Here is a 19307-nt window from a genome sequence, read left to right on the forward strand (position 1 = left end):
AGCCGCACCAGGCCACGCCAGCGGAGGAAACTGGGGCCACTGCTGCGCCGGAGCTTCCTCCGCCCCATCAGGCCGACCTGGCCTCGGTCTCGTGTCCGTTTCGCTTCGTTTCGTTTCTCCCGGTCGCCCTCTTCTTCTCTTTTCTCTTCTTTGAGACTCAGGCGATTCCTACCGCGACCACTCCGTTCATTGTGCCAATGAGGAGAGTACGCCCCACCAGCGTCGGCGTGGCAAAGCGGGAGGTTGGCTCAATCGAGAGGCGAGCGCGGACCGCTCCCGTCTGACGATTGAGCGCATAGAGCGCCCCGGTGCGATCTACAACGTAGACGGTATTTCCGGCTACGATAGGCGAGCCGTTGATATTGGCTGGCGCCTGCCAGCCGCGGATGAGACGCGGGCCGCTGCCGATACTCACCTGAAGCACGCCGAGCGAGCAGGGGAGATAGATGACGCTGTCAACGCGCGCCGCCCCACCATAGGCATCGCAAAGCTTCTGCTCCTGGAGCTGTCCCCCCACACCACCTAGAGCGTTGGCGCGCAATAGATAGGCAATGCCTGATTTTCCAGCGATGAAGAGCAAGCCATTGGGAAGCAGGACAGGCCCTAGAGAGCTAAGATCGAGATCGGCGGCGTTATCACTGGCCCACTGGGTCGGCGCAAAGCCATCCTCGAGCTGGAGCGTGGGAGAGAGACGCAGCACTGAGTCACTATGATCCCAGTCGCCCGAGGTAACAGCCCCATTGCCCACCGAGACATAGATGTTGCCTGACGCATCAACCGCCGGACCGGCAGGGGCCCAGATACCACCCTCGCGGGGCGTGGGAACGGCAAAGGCGAGCATGGCCGCTTGCGGGTTGGTGGTCGGCACCGCTACGACACGCCCACGATAGTCGCCGCAGTCGCCGTAGAGTCCCCCATAGGCAATGTAGATACGCCCATTAGCTAGAGCCAGGGCAGCGCGCTGCTGGTGCACTCGCGGATCTGCCCCTGGCGGGTCGACGCTGCGGCTGAATTTGAGGACCCCACTATCAGCGTCAACGCCGACAAGTATGTGCCGCGGCCCACTCACTTCGGCTACAGCAAAGACGAGGTTGGTAGCCGGATCATAGACCGGGGTGCCGGTGATGCCCAGAGGATCGATATTGCCACAGGGCAGAGTCGCCAGCGGGACAGGCGTCCCAACTCTGGTGTGCCAGAGCACGCTGCCATTTCTTGCATTCAGAGCATAGAGGGAGTCACCTTCGGTCGCGACGATGACTCGCCCGTGCACGACGAGAGGCTCGGCATAGACTGCCCCGTCCAGGTGGGTGGTCCAGAGCGAGACCAGGCGGGCCGGATCAGGAACGCCAGCGATGTAGCCACTGCGGGAGTTGTCTCGATGGTAGGTGGTCCAGTCGCTTCCTCCTCCAGTCGCCGCAACGCTGGCCGTCGGCGTGGGCAAGGACAAGGACGGCGAGGAGGCAACCGTCGGGGTGACAGTCCCTCCCGTCGTATTCCCACCGCAGGCGGCCAGCAGGCACAGAAGCAGCGCTACCAGCAGCAACTGCCCAGGCTTCCAGAACCAGGCTCTTCCTCTTCCCGGTTCATAAGCGCCTCTTTCTCGATCTGCGTATCCTGTTGTGGACATGGGCCTTTCTCCTCACTGCGAGAGTTCTCTTATGAAGCATTTCCTTTGCAACGCTGTTGAGAATCTATGAAACCTCCACTTTCTGGTATAAACTTGTATGAATTCATCTTCTATGATCCGTAGGACAGCAATGCAGCCTATCTTTCCCAGGCGGCAGAGCTGGTACTTTCGTGCAAGTAGGTAGAAGCTACTCTTGACGCAGGCAAGCAAATATGCTACCATGCATAACGTATCGCAGTGCGATAGGTTGCGCGATACAGTATCACACGGCGGAATACCTGGAGTGACAGGACCTCGTCGTTCCTCTCCATCTGTATCACGCGCGGGAGTTGGCCCTTTAACGGTACCTGGCCAGGCCCCGGGTCAGGGTGCGCAACCTGGCCCGCCAGGTAATAGTCCGGTAGAGGGTCTTTTTTCGATTGCTCGCGCGTGGCGCGTCGCGACCCTGGCCTTTCTCAATCAGCTTGCAGTACGTCGTTTCTGCTTCTTCTTCATCTTCTTCTTCAACCCCACTCCATCGCCGTCGGTGGCGATGGTAGCAAGCGTCAGACAGAAAGGACAAAGCAGTCATGAGCAACCTCGGCTTTGAGAACACCGATACCATTCTGATGGAGGAACGGCTCTTTCCCCCATCCCCCGAAGTCGTTGAGCGGGCCAATATCATGGCCTACATGAGGTCCAAGGGCTTCGAGAACTACGAGGACTTCTATCGCTGGTCGCTGGAGCACCGCGAGGAGTTCTGGAACGACATGGCACGGGAACTGCACTGGTTCCAGCCCTGGCAGACGACTTTCCAGTGGACCGAGAAGCCCTTCTTCCAGTGGTTCGTTGGCGGCAAGTTTAATATCGTCTACAACTGCCTCGACCGCCACATGCAAACCTCGACGCGCCAGAAGGTGGCTTACCACTGGGAGGCCGACGATGGCTCCAGCCGCACCCTGACGTACGAGGATCTGTATGTGCTGACGAACCGCCTGGCTAAGGCCCTCCAGAACCTCGGTGTGAAGAAGGGCGACCGCGTTGCTATTTATATGCCTGTCACACCCGAGCTGGTCGCCGCCATGCTGGCCACCACGCGCCTGGGCGCCGTCCACACGGTGGTCTTCGGCGGCTTCGCCGCGAGCGCTCTGGAGGAGCGTATCAACGATGCCCGTGCTAAGGTGCTCATCACTGTCGATACGGCCCATCGCGGGGGCAAGCTGATTGAGTATAAGAAGATCTGCGACGAGGCCCTGGCCAATACTCCCACGATCGAGAAGGTGATCGTCTTCAAACGCGAGGGCACCGAGGTCCCGATGCAGGCCGGTCGCGATCTCTACGCCGACGAGCTGCTCCAGGATATTCCCAACGATACCGTGGTTCCCTGCGAGGAGATGGACAGCGAGGATCTCCTCTATATCCTCTACACCAGTGGCAGTACCGGCAAGCCGAAGGGAGTGGTTCATGTCCACGGCGGCTATGCTGTCGGCGTCTATACGACAACGAAGTTCGTCTTCGATATCAAGCCCGACGACGTCTATTGGTGTACCGCCGACATCGGCTGGGTGACCGGCCACAGCTACATCGTCTATGGCCCCCTGCTGAACGGCGCCACCGGCGTCCTCTTCGAGAGCACTCCGCAGTATCCCGCCCCCGATCGCTACTGGAGCGTGGTCGAGAAGTATAAGGTGACCATCATCTACACTTCGCCCACAGCGATCCGTGGCCTGATGCGCTTCGGCGAGGAGTGGCCGGCCAAGCATGACCTGTCCAGCCTGCGCATCCTGGGCACGGTCGGCGAGCCGATCAATCCCGAGGCCTGGATGTGGTACCGCCACAACATCGGGCGCGATGCGCTGCCAGTTATGGATACCTGGTGGCAGACGGAGACCGGGGCCATCTTGATCAGCCCGACGGTCATCCTGCCGTTGAAGCCGGGCAGCGCCACCCGTCCGCTGCCGACCATCGACGCAGCGGTGGTCGATAAGGACGGCAATCCTGTCGAGACGGGCAAGGGCGGTTTCCTGATCATCCGCCATCCCTGGCCGTCGATGATGCGCACGATCTACGGCGATCCGGCCCGCTACCGCACCTACTGGGAGACAATCCCCGATGTCTACTTCGCGGGCGATGCGGCCACGATCGACGAGATCGGCTACTTCCGCATCCAGGGCCGCGTCGACGATGTGATCAAGGTGGCTGGCCATCGCCTGGGTTCAATGGAGATCGAGTCAAGCCTGGTGAGCCATCCGGCTGTGGCCGAGGCCGCTGCGATCGGCAAGCCCGATCCGGTCAAGGGCGAGCATATCAAGGTCTTTGTGATCTTGAAGACCGGCAATGAGCCGTCGGAGGCGATGGTTCAGGAACTGAAGCAGCACGTCCGCACGAACGTCGGCCCCATCGCCACACCGGATGAGATCGAGTTTGTGACGGCGCTGCCGAAGACCCGCTCCGGCAAGATTATGCGCCGCGTCCTGCGTGCCCGCGAGCTGGGCCAGCCGCTGGGCGACGTGACGACGCTGGAGGGATAGCTGCACCTCTGCCTGAACGCCAACAGTTCGGGGATAAGCTGATCCGAGCAGGCAGAATCGCCCTCTAAAGAAGAGCGACCGGGTACGATCGTAACACTACCCGGTCGCTCTTCTTTCCCCGACGGTGGTGGGGCGGCACCTGGCTAATCTGCAGCAGGTGGCTCGGGTACGCCCAGTCCCGGCGCACGCAGTTCGGAAGTGGTGGCTTCGGGATAGTAGCGCTGCAAGAGTTCCAGGCCAATGCTGGCCCGCCGCACACGCTCGCGCGAGAGGGCGACCACGGTGGCCTCCAGATGACTGCCACTAGGATAGACATCGGGGGCGTTGCGCAGGCCAAATTTGAGGTAAACCGGGGCGGCCACCCGCACTAGCTCGGCAATTTCGTAGTGACGCACGAAGCCACCGAAGTCGTCGGGAGCTTCGACATAGACATCCAGCGGCATGTCGGTCGCTTGCCGGATGGCCGCCAGCTGCGCGAGCGAGAGATCGGTTGGCGTGTTCAAGGTAGTGCCACCAAGCTGCTCCATGACACGCGCCGCCGCCGGGTTCGCGGTGCCGATCTGGACGGAGAGCTTGAAGACGAAGTCCGGAGGTAGCTCGCCAGCCTTCTTCATTTCCCCAGCAACCCACAGCAGGCCCTCGTCAGCTACCAGCACCGAGCGGATGCCCAGGCGAGCGGCACGACGGATGTCTTCCAGGGCGTAGAGGAGCTGGTCCATGCCGCGCTGTCTGGCTCCGAGATTCCGTCCTGAACGACTCACGAACTGGGCCCCTGTGTCCCAGCCGGCCCGCGGCCCAACAAAGAGGCTGACCTCAATGCCCATCTCATGCCCCAGATGGGCCATCGCCCGAATTTCGTCGCTGCGCAGCAACATGATGCCGCTCCCCTGCGAGATCCGATGGATACGCACCCCATATTCAAGGGCCGCCTGGCGCACGGCCTCCAGGGCCGCCGGTCCCTCAACACTGGGAATTTCAACACGATACTGGGCCCCGTCGGGGAAACGCTTGGAGGAGGTGGGCAGGTCGTGGGCGTCTCCCGTCGGCAGACCCAGCCGCCGCAAGAAGGCGCGCGTCTCCTGCATCAACTCAGCCATTGTTCTCCGCTCCTGTCTTGTACTGCTCGCTCTCTCTATCAGACAGATGAGATTGCTGGCCTCCTGCTTCCTGCTCTGTTGCCTCGGCCTATCCCGGCCCATTATTCGGAGAGGCCGCGCAACGGGAGGCCCTCCCAGGCTCGCCGCAGCTCGCCACCAGGATCGTTCACAAGGCGACAGGTGAGATCAAAGATCATTGTGGCCCGCTGCTCGGGGGTGTACGCAGGCCAGTCCGGCAAACCAGGGGCCGCGGGCAGGCCGTCGCGCGCGAAGGCCAGCCAGGCGCCGCTCATCCTGGCGGCCAACTCCTGCAGCTCTGGCTGCAGGCCCTCGGCGGCGCCCAGGAAACGCCGCGCCGGTTCCAGGTTGTCGAAGACAAAGGGGATCTCCAGGGCGTGACAGGATTTGAGCTTGCCATCGAGGATCGGAGTCTCCCAGGTGAAGAGATACATGTAAACGGGCGCCGCACCCTGGGCTGCTTTACGCTCGGCCAGACGAATGGAGTTGATGCGCATCATGGCATCGCTCAGGAGAGCCACATACCGCTCCGCCGGCCTCCAGTCGGGATAGGCACCAGCATACGCCGCCAGCAGGCGCTCAGCAGCTTCTTTGTCCCTGAGCAGCAGCTGGACCCGCTGCCGTAGCCCATCCTCGTCAAGGGCGCCAAGCTGAGCGTCTCCCAGCAGGAAGAGGGTCGCTTCGTCTTTATTGGTGCCAATGATGAGCGGGACTTGCGCCGAGATGGCCGGCGCCTGGGGATCAAAGGGATGCTGCGGCAGAATCTGGCCATCGACCACCGGTCCCCAGGGACCAAGAGCATTGGGATTGACGGCGTCGTTGACTTCGATGATGCGCTGCGTTGGGATCTCGTGCAGCTGCTCTCTGTTGGCAGGCGAGATGCCGAGCGCCTGAAGCAGGCGCTCGGCGCGCTCGGTGGCCTTCCCGCGCGTGGCTATGCGCTGAGCCGGCCCGCTTTGGACAATGGCGCGATGAAAGAGGCCAGCGGCAGACGGCATGGCCATCAGGACGCAAACCTTGGCACCGCCACCCGATTCGCCGAAGATGGTAACGTTCTGCGGATCACCGCCAAAGGCTTCAATGTTGTCCCGCACCCACTCCAGAGCCGCGACGAGATCGAGCATGCCGACGTTGCCAGACTCGGCGTAGTCATCACCAAGCAGGTCAGCCAGATGCAGGTAGCCAAACGGCCCCAGCCGGTGATTGACAGTGACGACCACAACATCGCCGCGCCGCGCGAGATTGGTGCCGCGATAGAAGGCTGCCGAGCCAGAACCCATGCTGAAGCCGCCACCGTGACACCAGAAGAGCACAGGACGCTTGCGGCCATCAGCGACCGCCGGCGTCCAGACGTTCAGGAAGAGGCAGTCCTCGCTCTCTTCTTCGCGCCCGCCCTCGCCAATGATAGCCCGTAGGCGCTTCATCCCTTCGGGCGGCTGCGGACAGGCCGGGCCATACTTGAGGGCATCACGGACCCCAGCCCAGGGTTCCGGCTTCGTCGGCGGGCGGAAGCGGTTGCGCCCCCCCGTCGGCCCGCCATAGGGAATGCCCTTGAAGGTTGCGATGTCATGGATGGTGGTTCCTCTGACTTTCCCGGCAGAGGTTTCGACAATGAGATCAGCCATCGCTTCATTGCTCCCTTTCGTTGTCTGGCAATGTGCTCTCGCTAAGCTGCGCTCTTTTCTTCCCGTCTCGGCTCTCTGGTCTCTGGCCTCTGGCCTGACATGAGTCAAGCCAACCTGACAGGCGTTGCTCCCCCTTCTCTTCATCACTCACTCAATCAAAGGACAGCGATCGTATTGCCATTGTCCCCCATCAGGGGCAGGCAAAGAGAGGCCGGAGCAGCACGCTTGTTTGAGAGGGGCTGACTGGGTAGTAAGAGGTAGCGAAGATGGATGCATTGAGTAGGGGTACTTGTCTGATGTACCATTAGAACATGCCGACCTCTCATCTTCTGACGACTGTCATGCGGTGTGGTAGCCCTGCCACAGGAACTATACGTTACGTGGCCATTGAACGTCAAGCCGCGTCAAGAAATGGAGGAAGGTCATGGAGATTGTACCTGGCATTCACCGCCAGGAAGCCTACATCGGCAAGAAGCTGATGGCCCATCACTTGATCGTTGGCGAGCGCTCGCTGCTGGTCGACGCAGGTACGCCCGAGCTGGCTCGCGAGGTGCTGATTCCCTGGCTCGCGGAGCAGCTAGGCGATCCCGCCCGCCTGGATATGATCCTGGTGACGCATGGCGATGTCGACCACTTCGGCGGCCTGGAGACGCTGCGCGCCGCCTGCCCACGAGCGTTGACGCTGGTGCCCGCTCTCGATCGGCGCTGGATCGAGGACACAGAGGCAATCTTCCGCGAGCGCTACGATGCCTACCATGCCGATCACGGCCTGACCTATGCCCCGGAGATGACGCAGATGCTGCGCTCCTGGCAAGGAAAGCCGATTCCAACAGCGCTCGGCCTGACCGGCGGTGAGGACATCCGTTGCGGGCCTGAGCTGGTGCTCCAGGTGCTCCACGTGCCCGGCCATACGCCAGGCCATCTGATGCTGTGGGAACCCCGCCGGCGCGTGGCAATTATCGGCGATGCCCTCAATGGCGCTACCCAGATCGATCGCGATGGTGCTCCGACGGCTCCTCCTCCCTATACCGATCGTGATATCTATCTGACCTCGATCCAGACGATCGCTTCGCTGCAACCAGCGCTCCTGCTCACCGGCCATTTCCCTATCATGCGCGACCAGGAAGTGACCACCTTTCTGCAGGCGAGCCGCGATTTTGTGCTGCGCACCGACGCTGTGCTGGCACGCCTGCTGGCCGAGGCGACGGAGCCCTTGACGCTCGCTCGTTTGATTGAGCTGACTGACCCCGTGCTCGGCCCCTTTGGCTTTCCACCCGACCTGGAGTATGCCCTGGAGGCGCATATGCGCTGGCTGGAGCGCTACGGGCGCGTGCGCCGCCTTCAGCACGAAGGGGTTGTCGCCTGGGAGGCCGTTCGAGACTGAGTCTCGGGCGTTGCCCCTTTTCCGAGCGCGCTTCCCCGCCACCGCATGACAGAAGCGAGAGCAGAGAGAGCGAGCAAAGGAGCTACTCTGATAAGGAAGAGGAGCAAAGCTATGGGAGTGCTTTCCGGTCGCCTGGCGTTGGTCACCGGTGCCGGGATGGGCATCGGCCAGGGCATTGCCGTCGAGCTGGCGCGCCAGGGCGCCAGCGTTGGTATCCACTATGCTCACAGCGAAGAGGGCGCCCGCGAAACGCTGGCGCGCATTGAAGCACTGGGCGGCAAAGCGGTCGCCGTCAAGGGCAATCTGGCCCACGTAGCCGACTGCCGCCGCGTCGTCGATGAGGCTGCTGAGGCCCTGGGCGGCCTCGACATTTTGGTCAATAACGCAGGGGTCACTCGCGCCGATGATTTCCTCAAAATCAGCGAAGAGACCTACAATGAGGTCTTCGACCTCAATATGCGTGGCTACTTCTTCTGCGCTCAACAGGCCGTGCAGTACATGCTCAAGCGCGGCGGTGGCTCAATCGTGAACATCACTTCGATTCATGGCTACGCCGGCTTTCCCCGCCATTCAGCCTACGCTGCTACCAAGGGGGCCATCATCGCCTTCACACGTGAGCTGGCCATCGAACTGGCCCCCCAGCGTATTCGCGTCAACGCTGTCGGCCCCGGCATCATCGAGGTACCGCGCTATTTCGCCATCCCGGGCTACACCCGCGAGCTGGGCAATACCCTGGTGCCCTGGGGGCGCGTCGGCCACCCCGAAGATATCGGGCCAGCAGTTGCCTTCCTCGTCTCGGACGCCGCCGAATTCATCACCGGCCAGGTGCTCTATGTCGATGGCGGCACTACCGCCCGTATGGGGCTGTGGTGGGATCAGGGGGATACCCCTCAGTAGCTGATTGAGTCGGGATTTTCAGCGCTGGTACCCAATGCGGAACAACCGCAGGCACCAGCGCTGAAGGGCGGAGAAAGACAGACGGTCAGGCAGGCCGTTACCCTCTCTGCCTTGTCTGATCCGTGCCCGGCCTGCCCGCGAGAAGCGCTCATGGAATAAAGCCCACTTACTGGCGCTTCCTTCGATGGCAAGCCACCCCAGCTGCAGAGTCGAAGATTGAAGAGATGGCATTTTTACAAAAAGTGCCCTATAGTTCATAGAGGGGAGAGAAAGACAGCCAGCAGAACTTGCTGAACCATTCAGCGCGACCGAGGGCTGACCCCTCGTCCCCAGCCTGACCCACTTACTGATGATTCCAGGATAGCAGGAGAGACAGGAGAGACAGGAGAGCATGACCCGTAACGACACAGAGCCGCAGTCAACTACCCAAGTGGAAGAGCAGCAGCCTGCGACTGCGACTGCGGCAACGACGGCGCCTGCTATTGATGCTCAGGCCGCGACCATTATCGGTTGGATTCTCCAGGGCGGCGTCCTGGTGAGCGCCGCCGTTATTTTAGCTGGGGTTGTCTGGCTCTTTCTGCAGCCCGGCAGCCCATCCACGACAAGTGTGACGCGCTTTCCTCACTCGCTCCCCGCCTTGATGAGCGACTTGCTCCAATGGCAAGCTCCCGCGCTCATTGTGCTCGGTCTGGTCTTGTTGATCGCCACACCGGTACTACGTGTTGCTACCTCGATTGTTGCCTTCGCGCTCGAACGCGACCTTCGCTATGTACTGATCACCCTGGTCGTCCTTCTGATCTTGCTCTACAGCCTCTTCTTTGGCGACCGGGGCACCAGTAGCGCCCATCTCAGTAGCCTGGCCCATTTCCACTTTTCCGCCCTCGTTTTCGCCTTGATTTTCTGCGGCTCAGTCGTTGCCGGCCTCCTCGGTTCCCTGATCGGCCTGGGAGGCGGCGTTTTGATCGTGCCCTTGCTGACGCTGGCTTTCGGATTGCCCATCAGCTTCGCCATCGGAGCCAGCATCATCTCGGTGATTGCCACCTCCAGCGGCGCGGCTGCAGCTTACGTGCGCGACCGCATTACCAATATGCGTGTGGGCATGTTTTTGGAGCTGGCCACCACCACGGGAGCCATCAGCGGCGCTTTTCTGGCCGGACTGCTCGCCCCGGGCGTCCTGGGGGTCATCTTCGGCATCATCCTGTTGCTATCGGCTCTGCCCACGCTCTTCAAAATGGGCGAAGAGCTTCCCTCGGGCGTGCAGAATGATTGGCTGGCCACCCACCTGAATCTGGCAAGCAGCTACCCTGATGAGCATCTCGGGCGTGAGGTTAGCTATCAGGTGACACATACCCCCTTGGGGCTGATTCTCATGTATGTGGCTGGAGTCATCTCGGGCCTGCTGGGCATCGGTAGCGGCGCCTTTAAGGTGCTGGCTATGGATGTTGTGATGCGCCTGCCCCTGAAGGTCTCGACAACCACGAGCAACTTTATGATCGGCGTGACGGCAGCGGCAAGCGCCGGCATCTATTTTGCCCGCGGCGATATTCCTCCTCTGGTGGCCGCGCCCGTAGCCTTGGGCATTCTCCTCGGGGCCTTGATTGGCTCTCGCTTGCTCTCGCGCCTCAGCAATCGCGTTATCCGTTTGGTCTTTTTGCCAGTGATTGTGGCAACCGCGGTGGAGATGATTCTCCACGGTCTGGGGATCGGAGGTATCTAGTCGTAGCCGCCCAGGTCACGATCACTCTGAGTCCACGCGGGCAATCATCCAATCAAGGGCACAGCCCTGCTGATCTCATGCCTGCGCTGGTCTGTGCCCTTGATTTTCCACCAGGTTCTATGGCATGATTGCTGCTGATGATTGCAACCAGGTTTCTGTTCGAGCGGAGCACAGTGCAGTATATGGTTGCCAGAGCCGGCTTTCACCCACAGATTCGCCCTCCCTGCTCTCTCGGCGCTTGCTCGACTAAGCGGCGGTCTGTTTGACCGACTGGCTAGCTCAGCGAGTTTCCACTACTGGTAGTGCTGCAAGCCATGCATGTGTATGGCCTTGCAGTCTCTCTCTCTGCTGTCTCTAAGCAAGCGATGAGGATGAAGGAAAGGGTACTGTGCACGTTTCTCCCTCACCAACGACACGCCAGGACCGCAGCAGACGGAGTCTGGCAGGCTTAGCCCCACTTGGGGCCTCTTGCCTCTGGGGAGGCATGTACGTAGTGAGTCGCGCCAGCTTTGGCGCTATTCCTCCGGTGACGCTAGGATTGCTGCGCCTTCTGTTGGGAGGCGCCGCCCTCTGGCTGGCACTGCGCCTGGGCGGCCATCGGGAACCTCTACCGCGTCAGGAACGCTGGCGCCTGCCTTTGCTCGGCCTGTGCATCGCCGCCACTATCACCACGCAGTTTGTCGGGACCGAGCTGGCCAGCGCCCATGATGGAGCGCTGTTGACCACGATCACGCCTCTTTTCATTGTACCGCTGGCCTGGCTCTTGCTCGGCGAGCGCCCGCAATGGCGCGTCGTTGCTGGTACCACGCTGGCTCTGGTTGGTGTGGTAATCATCGTTGGCAGCGAGCAGGGAAGCAACCCAAGCGCGCAGGCCCGCTCGTTGCTCATCGGTGATGGGCTGCTGATTATCTCGGCCTTCTTTTGGGCCTTGTTTACTGTTCTCGGGACGCCACTTGTCCGCAAACACTCGGCTTTGGTGGTCACAACCTACGGGACGCTTTGGAGCCTGGTCTTTTTCGCTCCTCTGGCCCTGTGGGAGTTGAGTCAGCACCCTGTGCTTTCTTTCTCGCCTGGCGCTCTGGCCAGTGTGCTCTACCTGGGATTGGGAGCAACAGCCCTCGCCTGGTTTCTCTGGTACCGCGGTGTGGAACGGCTGCCCGCGGGAGTGGCGGCTATTTTTTTCTTCGCCCAGCCGCTGGTCGGCGGTTTGCTGAGCGCACTTTTGCTACAGGAAGTCCTGGGGCCTGGCTTCTGGCTTGGTGGCCTGGTGCTGGCGTTGGGGATCATGCTGGCTTCGCTCTGAGCCAGAACGGCCTGACAGCTGCTTCCAGCAAGGAGCCAGACCATCCCCTCTCTAACAAGCTGCTCGCTCCCTCGACAGACGGTCGTTCCACAATCCCAACTGCTTGCACGAGAGGGGGAGCGCCTGCCCAGGCTATGGGCCTCGACAGGCGCTCCCCTTGGCCTCTCTTGCTCTGCTGTGCTGCCGCCAGTTTTAGGAATACATCGCCATATATAGAAATAGAGAGCTGGCAGAACTAATTGACTTGACCTCCCTGCCGTGCGTTGAGCAAGGTGGTGATTTGAGCCAATGCCTCCATAATACGCGCCTCTAAGGCCACCACCTCTCCTCTGATGCGTCCCTCTAAGGCCGCCATATCTTCTTTGATGCGTCCCTCTAAGGCCGCCATATCTTCTTTGATGCGTCCCTCTAAGGCCGCCATATCTTCTTTGGTGACCATCTTCTCTTCGATCGAGGCGACACGTTCCTCCAACGCCTCCAGCCGCCTCTCAACCTTCTCCATGCGCTCTTCCAGACGCTCCACACGCCCTTCCAACGCCTCCAGCCGCCTCTCAACCTTCTCCACACGCTCTTCCAGACGTTCCACACGCCCTTCCAAACGTTCTATGCGCCCTTCGAGACCGGCCATGCGGTTCTCCAGGCTAGCAGTGCGCATCTCTAGCAGAGCCGTTCGCTCCTGCACAGCACGCACCTCATCACGGGTTGCCACCACCAGCGCCTCCAGGCGCTGAAACCGGGCCTCGCTCTGGCGCTCGCTGTGTAGCTGATACTCAGCCAGCTGTCGAAAACTCACCTGCATATCGGCAGCCAGCCCTCTAACATCCGCACTAAGCACAGCAATGGCATGCTCCTGGGCACGGACGCGATCGGCCAGCCAGAACCGCTCTAGCGACATCCTCCGTCTAGCTCCCTTCTCTCAAAATAGATGGCCTGGTCACTCGGTTGATCCTGGTCAATACCACCAGAACCATGAGAAGAGGATAACAGATCCAGGCACCAAAAGCAAGTTCTCCAAAAGGATATCTTCATATTTCTTCTTGATACACAAGAAAGAGTGTATCAAAATTCAATAAAGCTTGCTTGCCTTCATTACAAGCAGACAACGTCGTTAAATACGACAGGAAACAGGGAAGCAACCGGACAGATGGAAGCGCCGAGGCTAGGCAAGAATGACCTCGATCCCCAACTCGCGCAGGCGAGTCAGCGTCTCGCTATCCAGCCCGCTGTCCGTGATAATAGTATCGATGGCACTTAATGGCGCCACTGCTGTCAGCATCACCTTCCCAAATTTGCTATGATCGGCTACCACAATGCGCCGTCGCGCCCGCTCAATCATCGCCTGCTTCGTGCCGGCCTCCTCAAAATTGAACTCGGTCAGCCCATGTTCGACTGTAACACCACCAACAGCGATGAAAGCTTTATCGACCTGGAAACTGCGCAGCGTCCGCTCGGCCAGATGACCGACCAGCGACAGCTCGCTCGGGCGTAGCTTCCCTCCCACGACGATGACCTGAATCGCCGACTGATTGGCCAACTCCAGAGCCGCCCGTAGATTCGTTACCAGCACCGTCAGATTGCGCTTTCCCTTGAGCGCCCGCGCGATCTCCAGCGTCGTTGTCCCCACATCAAGAATCAGGCTCTCCCCATCGTTGACCAACTCCACAGCCCGCGCCGCGATGCGCCTCTTTTCCTCAGCATGCTCGGTCTCGCGCGCACTAAACGGCGGTTCATAGCTGGCTCCGCGCAGGCTGATGGCTCCTCCATGTACCCGCCTGATCAGCCCCTGCTCTTCCAGCTCCTGCAAATCTCTGACTACCGTAATGCTAGAGACGGCAAAGCGCTGCGCCAGATCGCGTACCGAGGCCACCCCACTAGACTCAATAATTTCAAATATCTTTCTACGACGTTCCTGAGCAATAATCTTATTTTCCTTCTTCATTCAGTGTATGCTCCCTCAGTTTGCTCATCCTCACCCTGCTCGCCCACTGAGCAGATCAACGGGCGATGTCAGTCCTCAGCTCCTTTCCCCGCGTGCGCCCGACCTCCTCCTCAGGCCCTATCGAGCATTGTATCATGCCCCGCACTCTCTCCAGGAGCTGTTGAGCCAGTGGCCCCCTGAACGGGTAACTATCAAGGCCCCGCTCCCTTTTCTATAAAGGAAGAAGGATATCAAGAAAAAAACTGCCAGAGCGTAACCCTTACCTAGAGTTGTATCTCGCAACGTCTTTAGAGCAGAGTACCATCGCCAGAGATCAAGAGACCTCCGGCGATGCGCGTACTGCTCTCTTAAACAGTCGAGTTGAGAAGAGGAGAAGACATGGCTAAAGTCGATATTCATGAGACGACAAAAGCTGCTCGTGATATGCAAGAGCAGTATTTTCGGACCACCGATCGTCTTCCCGGCGAGATGTGGTACTGGGCTGCTCTGGTCTCGATCATTACCTCAGCTGTGCTTTTCGTAAGCGGCAAGCGTGATTGGGGGCTGTTCGTCGGTCAGTGGCCACCAGCTTTCTTGCTCTTCGGCATTTTTCATAAGCTGCTGCGCCCGGCCCGCAGCCAGTTCTAAGGTCGGGCCAAACGGTACGCATCCCCCATCGCTCTCGCACTGTTGGTAGCGGGCGGAAGAAGGAGAGCCTTCGGCCACAGCAGTCGACAGCCGCCTTCCCCGGTCCCGACTGCGCATTCCTCGCCTGATCGCTTCTCCTTCTTCCGCCTCTTGCTTCTACCGCTCGCTCCCCCACCGTTCAAAGCGACGCAAACGGAGGGCATTCCCGACCACAGAGACTGAGGAGAGCGCCATCGCCGCTGCCGCGAAGATCGGGGCCTGCTCCTTGAGGAAAGGAATCAGAGGCGAGAGGATCGCTGTCGGAATGAGCACACTATTATAAGCAAAGGCCCAGAAGAGGTTTTGCTTGACGGTGCGCAACGTCGCCCGTGACAGGGCCAGTGCGGTGGCCAGGCTGCGCAGATTCCCTTTGACCAGGACAATATCAGCCGTCTCCAGGGCGATATCGCTGCCGTTACCCATCGCAATCCCAACATCGGCCTGGGCCAGCGCAGGTGCATCATTGATGCCATCGCCCGCGAAGGCCACGGTCAGCCCCTGCTGCTGCAGGCGATGCACCTGTTTAGCTTTCTCCGCCGGCAGAAGGTCAGCGAGCACGCGCTCAGTGGGGATGCCAACCTGAGCGGCGATGGCCTGGGCTGTACGCTGGTGATCGCCGCTGACAAGCCAGAGCTGCAGCCCGTGGGCCTGCAGTTGGCGCACCGCCTCAGCCGAGCCTGGTTTCAAGGTATCAGCCAGCGCCAGCAGGCCCGCCAGCCGACCAGCTACAGCTACCAGCATCACGGTGCCCCCTTGCTGCTCCAGCCGCTCCAGCTCGGGACGCACTTCCACCAGCCCCACGCCACGCTCCTCCAACAGGCGCGGCCCACCGATCAAGATCTCCTGCCCTTCTAGTACGGCCTCCAGGCCCCGACCGGGCAGAGCCGTCAGGTGCTCCGGCCTGCGCCTCAGAGAGAGGCCACGCTGGTGGGCCGCCTCCACTACGGCGCGCGCCAGCGGATGCTCCGAGCCTTGCTCAACCTCGGCGGTCAGACGCAGTAAGCCAGCTTCGTCCCAGGGAGCCAGAGCCAACAGCGCAGTGAGCTGCGGCTTGCCACGTGTTAAGGTGCCTGTCTTATCAAAGAGCAGCGCCTGCACTGCTTGAATACGTTCCAGGCTCTCGCCTCCCTTGATCAGAATCCCTTGCTCAGCTCCCACACCGGTACCCACCATGATGGCTGTAGGGGTTGCCAGTCCCAATGCGCAGGGACAGGCCACCACCAGCACGGCCACCGCCGCGATCAAGGCCCTGATCCAGTCCACGCTCCCCCCCCCACTCATAGCCCCCACCAGTCCCCAACCGAGGAAGGTCAGCAGGGCAATCACCAGCACCGCTGGTACAAATATGCCCGCTACGCGGTCGGCCAGACGCTGCACAGGGGCCTTGCTGCCCTGGGCCTGCTCAACGAGACGAATGATATTGGCCAGCAGGGTATCGGCGCCGACGCGCGTGGCCCGCATGGTCAACAGGCCGCTCTGGTTGATCGTCGCCCCGATCAGCGGCTCGCCCTCTCCTTTCTCGACTGGCAGGCTCTCCCCGGTGACCATCGACTCATCGACCGTCGAGTGACCGGCCACGACCAGACCATCGACAGGGATGCGCTCGCCGGGACGCACGACGAGCAGGTCGCCCGGCTTGACTGCGGCAATTGGTACTTCGTGCTCCTGACCATCGCGCAGGAGATGCGCACTGCGCGGCTGCAGTCCGATCAGACGGCGAATAGCCTGACCAGCCTCGCCTCTGGCCCGCGCCTCTAGATAGCGCCCCAGGGAAATGAGTGTGATGATCAGGGCCGCAGTGTCATAAAAGGTCGGCTCATCAGCTAGCTGCGGGACCGCCGTGGCCACCAGGCTGAGCAGGTAAGCCGCCGTTGAGCCAGCCGAGATGAGTGTGTCCATGGTGGCCGACCCATGCCGCAGGTTCTTGAGCGCATTACGGTGAAATTCCCAACCAACCACCGCCCAGACAGGCGTCGTGAGCAACAACAGGAGATAGTTCTCCCCCGGGAAGCGGTCCATGAAGAACATGCTGAGCACAACGACAGGCAGCGAGAGAGCGATCGCCATGAGTAGCAGCCATAGCCGACGTTGATCCACCTGCCGCTGGCCCTCACTCACGCCCAAAGCCCCCGCCGCAGCCGTGTCTTTGCCGCCGCTGCTCACACTATCTCCCCCGACGTACTCGCTGCGCTGATCCTCTTCCCCCCCCCTTCCTTCCTCTGCGGACGGCCCAAGCGGCAGCGCTTCATAGCCCAGTTGCTCAACTTTCTCGACCATCAACGCCGGGCTAACCTGACCAGGATCATAAAGCACTGTGGCTTTCTCCGTGGCAAAGTTAACGCTAGCCTCCTTGACGCCCGGCAAGCGCTGTAGGCCCCGCTCAATGCGCCTGGCACAAGAGGCGCAGCTCATGCCCTCCAGCGCCAGCGTCAGCGCAGCCATCTGCTCAGACTCACCGTTCCCTCCACTGCTCCGCTCTATGCTGCTCTGCGGTCCACCAGGACCAGGCAGATAGGTTGCCATCTGCTGCATCTCCTTGTGTTCATCGCTCGATATTAACCCACACCCCCCCGGTAGGGGTCTAATAGAAAGGATAGCGCAAGAAGCCATCCTTGTCAAATGCGCAGGAGATCTGGCCGCTGGCTCTGCTCAGCCAGTTCTGTGCTATAATGAGAGAGCAAAGAGCCAGCGAAGCATGTTTCATAAGAGAGAGGAGCATGAGCGTCCCTTCAAGCAACCAGCAGAGTGCAGCGCGTCGAATTCTTCGTCGCTTTCGCGGCTTGCAAGCCCATCTGGAGCCTGGGGAAGAGCCTCTAGAGAGCCGGCCTGTCATTTGGCACAGTCAGCAACACGGCAGCGTCGCCTGTGATGTCATTCTCACGAACAGGCGTCTGCTCGGCTATTACCAGGTCCAGTTCCCGCGCTCGCGCTTTTTCCTGGAGGCCATTCCTCTGACAGAGATCACAGCCATCACGCTGCGCAGTCCCCAGAGCAAGCCGCTGCTGCATGAACTGCTGATCAGCTCTGGGCAAGGTGCTGTCCTGCTGCGGGCTCCTCGTCGTGTGATCGAGGGCCTCTACGACTCCTTGCATCGCCTTGGAGGAGAGACCGGCCCAGAGCCAGAACAGGTCGGGGCAGGGCCGGCAAGAGTGCCCTCACCGCGCTTCGATCGTCAGCAGCTCGCCGGCTCCGCAGAGCACTCGCCCGCGGGCATCGCTCTGCTCTTCGCCTGCGGCCTCATCCTCGAAATCATCGCCGTCTTTCTCTGGCTCACCACGGGTAGCCTGGCCACCAGTCTGCCGCCTTTTGTGACCGGCCTGCTGACAGTGCTCACGGCCATTCTCGTCTACCGTCAGCGTCGAGCCGCATGAGCTGAGCCTGGAGGGCGTCTCTGGCCCTTCTTTCCTTTGTTAGCTGGGAGAGCATTGGCCGTTAGCCAGCAACGTTGACACGTTCTTTTTACGACAGGTACAATACAAAGGGCCTGGTAAATACAGCGATTGGCCTGCTCGTTCTATCCATAGCGAGAGAATCTGTGCAGACGTAAGGCGCCCGGGGCAGTCCTCTCTTCTGACGAACGCAGACAGCACACGGCCCTTTTCCGATGGAGAATGGCAAAGAAGGCAAAGAAGGCGTTGCCGTTCTTCTTTGCAGAGAAGGCGCCATCTTACGCAGTTGTAGGCTGTCTTGTGTCTTGCGCCTTTGCTCGCACATAGGTAAGATGAGGCAACAACGCAATGAAGATCTTCGTCTGTGTAAAGCAGATTCCAGACCCCAACACCGTCGAAAGCAAGCTTGACCCTGCCACAAAACGACTGGTGCGCACCGGGGTCTCGCTGGTGCTTGACCCGGGAGACGAGACAACGATCGCGGCTGCGATCAAGCTGCGCGATAGTCTCGGCAACAGCGAGCTGACAGCGATCAGCATGGGCCCAGCCAGTGCCCAGGAGGCCCTGCGACGCGCCCTGGCGATGGGCGTTGACCGCGCGATTCTCATTAGTGATCCGGCCCTGGCTGGTTCGGATGTGCTGGGCACGGCGCGCACACTGGCTGCCGCCCTCAAGCGCGAGAGTCCCGATCTGATCTTCTGCTCGACCGAGAGCACCGATGGCTACACCGGCATGGTGCCTGGGGCGATTGCCGAGTTGCTGGGCCTGCCCCAGCTCACCTTTGCGCGCGAGATTACCGTCGAGGGGAGCAAAGCCGTGATCAAGCGCGTCACGCAGACCGGCTATGAGGTGGTCGAGAGTCCTTTGCCCGCCGTGGTGACCATCGCCAGCGGCTCCTTCGAGGCCATCTATCCGACGATGAAGGGCATTATGAGTGCGCGCAAGAAGCCCTTCAGTCAGTTGAGCCTGAGCGATCTCGGGCTGGAGCCGTCGCAGGTCGGGGAGGCCGGCGCCCGCGAGCAGATCCTCTCCATCGGGAAGGCCGAGGCCCGCGCCGCCGGGCAGATTATTAAGGACGAGGGCAACGCTGCCGAGATCATTGCCGACTTCTTGCAGCGTCACCAGTTGCTCTAGG

Annotated in this window: 14 protein-coding genes and 1 pseudogene; 9 read left to right on the plus strand and 6 right to left on the minus strand. The window is 60.9% G+C overall.

The features are described from left to right. Window positions 1–157 precede the first annotated feature (157 nt). Complete coding sequence (locus tag BGC09_RS06445; protein WP_084658021.1) at window positions 158–1627, minus strand: outer membrane protein assembly factor BamB family protein; 1470 nt, start codon at window positions 1625–1627, stop codon at window positions 158–160. A gap of 569 nt (window positions 1628–2196) precedes the next feature. On the opposite strand from BGC09_RS06445, the gene acs reads away from it, so the two are divergent. After that, complete coding sequence (gene acs, locus BGC09_RS06450; RefSeq protein WP_084658023.1) at window positions 2197–4137, plus strand: acetate--CoA ligase; 1941 nt, start codon at window positions 2197–2199, stop codon at window positions 4135–4137. Between the two features lie 143 nt (window positions 4138–4280). Here acs and BGC09_RS06455 read toward each other — a convergent pair whose 3' ends face one another. Both BGC09_RS06455 and BGC09_RS06460 read right to left on the minus strand, forming a co-directional pair. Beyond that, window positions 4281–5222, minus strand: a complete 942-nt coding sequence (locus BGC09_RS06455) for a U32 family peptidase (RefSeq protein ID WP_069803141.1) — start codon at window positions 5220–5222, stop codon at window positions 4281–4283. A gap of 113 nt (window positions 5223–5335) precedes the next feature. Continuing rightward, complete coding sequence (locus BGC09_RS06460) at window positions 5336–6877, minus strand: carboxylesterase/lipase family protein (protein ID WP_069803076.1); 1542 nt, start codon at window positions 6875–6877, stop codon at window positions 5336–5338. Between the two features lie 424 nt (window positions 6878–7301). Between BGC09_RS06460 and BGC09_RS06465 the strand changes: the two genes are divergently transcribed. The 5 genes and pseudogenes from BGC09_RS06465 to BGC09_RS06480 all read left to right on the plus strand — a co-directional run bounded on the left by BGC09_RS06465 (window position 7302) and on the right by BGC09_RS06480 (window position 12178). After that, on the plus strand, window positions 7302–8261 hold the full coding sequence (locus BGC09_RS06465) for an MBL fold metallo-hydrolase (RefSeq protein ID WP_069803077.1): 960 nt from the start codon (window positions 7302–7304) through the stop codon (window positions 8259–8261). A 111-nt stretch (window positions 8262–8372) separates the two neighbouring features. After that, on the plus strand, window positions 8373–9158 hold the full coding sequence (locus BGC09_RS06470) for an SDR family NAD(P)-dependent oxidoreductase (RefSeq protein WP_069803078.1): 786 nt from the start codon (window positions 8373–8375) through the stop codon (window positions 9156–9158). A 391-nt stretch (window positions 9159–9549) separates the two neighbouring features. Next, a pseudogene (locus BGC09_RS23475) lies at window positions 9550–9963 on the plus strand (DUF1634 domain-containing protein); the annotation flags it as partial. A gap of 87 nt (window positions 9964–10050) precedes the next feature. Beyond that, complete coding sequence (locus BGC09_RS23480; protein ID WP_369695675.1) at window positions 10051–10875, plus strand: sulfite exporter TauE/SafE family protein; 825 nt, start codon at window positions 10051–10053, stop codon at window positions 10873–10875. Between the two features lie 388 nt (window positions 10876–11263). Continuing rightward, window positions 11264–12178, plus strand: a complete 915-nt coding sequence (locus tag BGC09_RS06480; protein ID WP_275935495.1) for a DMT family transporter — start codon at window positions 11264–11266, stop codon at window positions 12176–12178. A gap of 235 nt (window positions 12179–12413) precedes the next feature. On the opposite strand, the gene BGC09_RS06485 is transcribed toward BGC09_RS06480, so the two are convergent. Together BGC09_RS06485 and BGC09_RS06490 are read right to left on the minus strand one after the other, a co-directional pair. Next, window positions 12414–13073: a hypothetical protein gene (locus BGC09_RS06485; protein WP_069803079.1), complete on the minus strand. Its 660-nt coding sequence runs from the start codon at window positions 13071–13073 to the stop codon at window positions 12414–12416. Window positions 13074–13337: 264 nt separating this feature from the next. Beyond that, window positions 13338–14117, minus strand: a complete 780-nt coding sequence (locus BGC09_RS06490; protein WP_084658029.1) for a DeoR/GlpR family DNA-binding transcription regulator — start codon at window positions 14115–14117, stop codon at window positions 13338–13340. A gap of 378 nt (window positions 14118–14495) precedes the next feature. On the opposite strand from BGC09_RS06490, the gene BGC09_RS06495 reads away from it, so the two are divergent. Next, a complete protein-coding gene (locus BGC09_RS06495; protein ID WP_069803080.1) occupies window positions 14496–14744 on the plus strand; it encodes a hypothetical protein in 249 nt (82 codons plus the stop codon). 156 nt (window positions 14745–14900) lie between these two features. Here BGC09_RS06495 and BGC09_RS06500 read toward each other — a convergent pair whose 3' ends face one another. Beyond that, complete coding sequence (locus BGC09_RS06500) at window positions 14901–17306, minus strand: heavy metal translocating P-type ATPase (RefSeq protein ID WP_218103983.1); 2406 nt, start codon at window positions 17304–17306, stop codon at window positions 14901–14903. A gap of 194 nt (window positions 17307–17500) precedes the next feature. Here BGC09_RS06500 and BGC09_RS06505 point away from each other — a divergent pair, with 194 nt between their 5' ends. After that, a complete protein-coding gene (locus BGC09_RS06505) occupies window positions 17501–18154 on the plus strand; it encodes a hypothetical protein (RefSeq protein ID WP_069803082.1) in 654 nt (217 codons plus the stop codon). A 366-nt stretch (window positions 18155–18520) separates the two neighbouring features. Then, entirely contained in the window at window positions 18521–19306 is a 786-nt protein-coding gene (locus tag BGC09_RS06510; protein ID WP_069803083.1) for an electron transfer flavoprotein subunit beta/FixA family protein, read from the plus strand. Window position 19307: the final 1 nt, after the last annotated feature.

Source organism: Thermogemmatispora onikobensis (assembly GCF_001748285.1).
Classification (GTDB): domain Bacteria; phylum Chloroflexota; class Ktedonobacteria; order Ktedonobacterales; family Ktedonobacteraceae; genus Thermogemmatispora; species Thermogemmatispora onikobensis.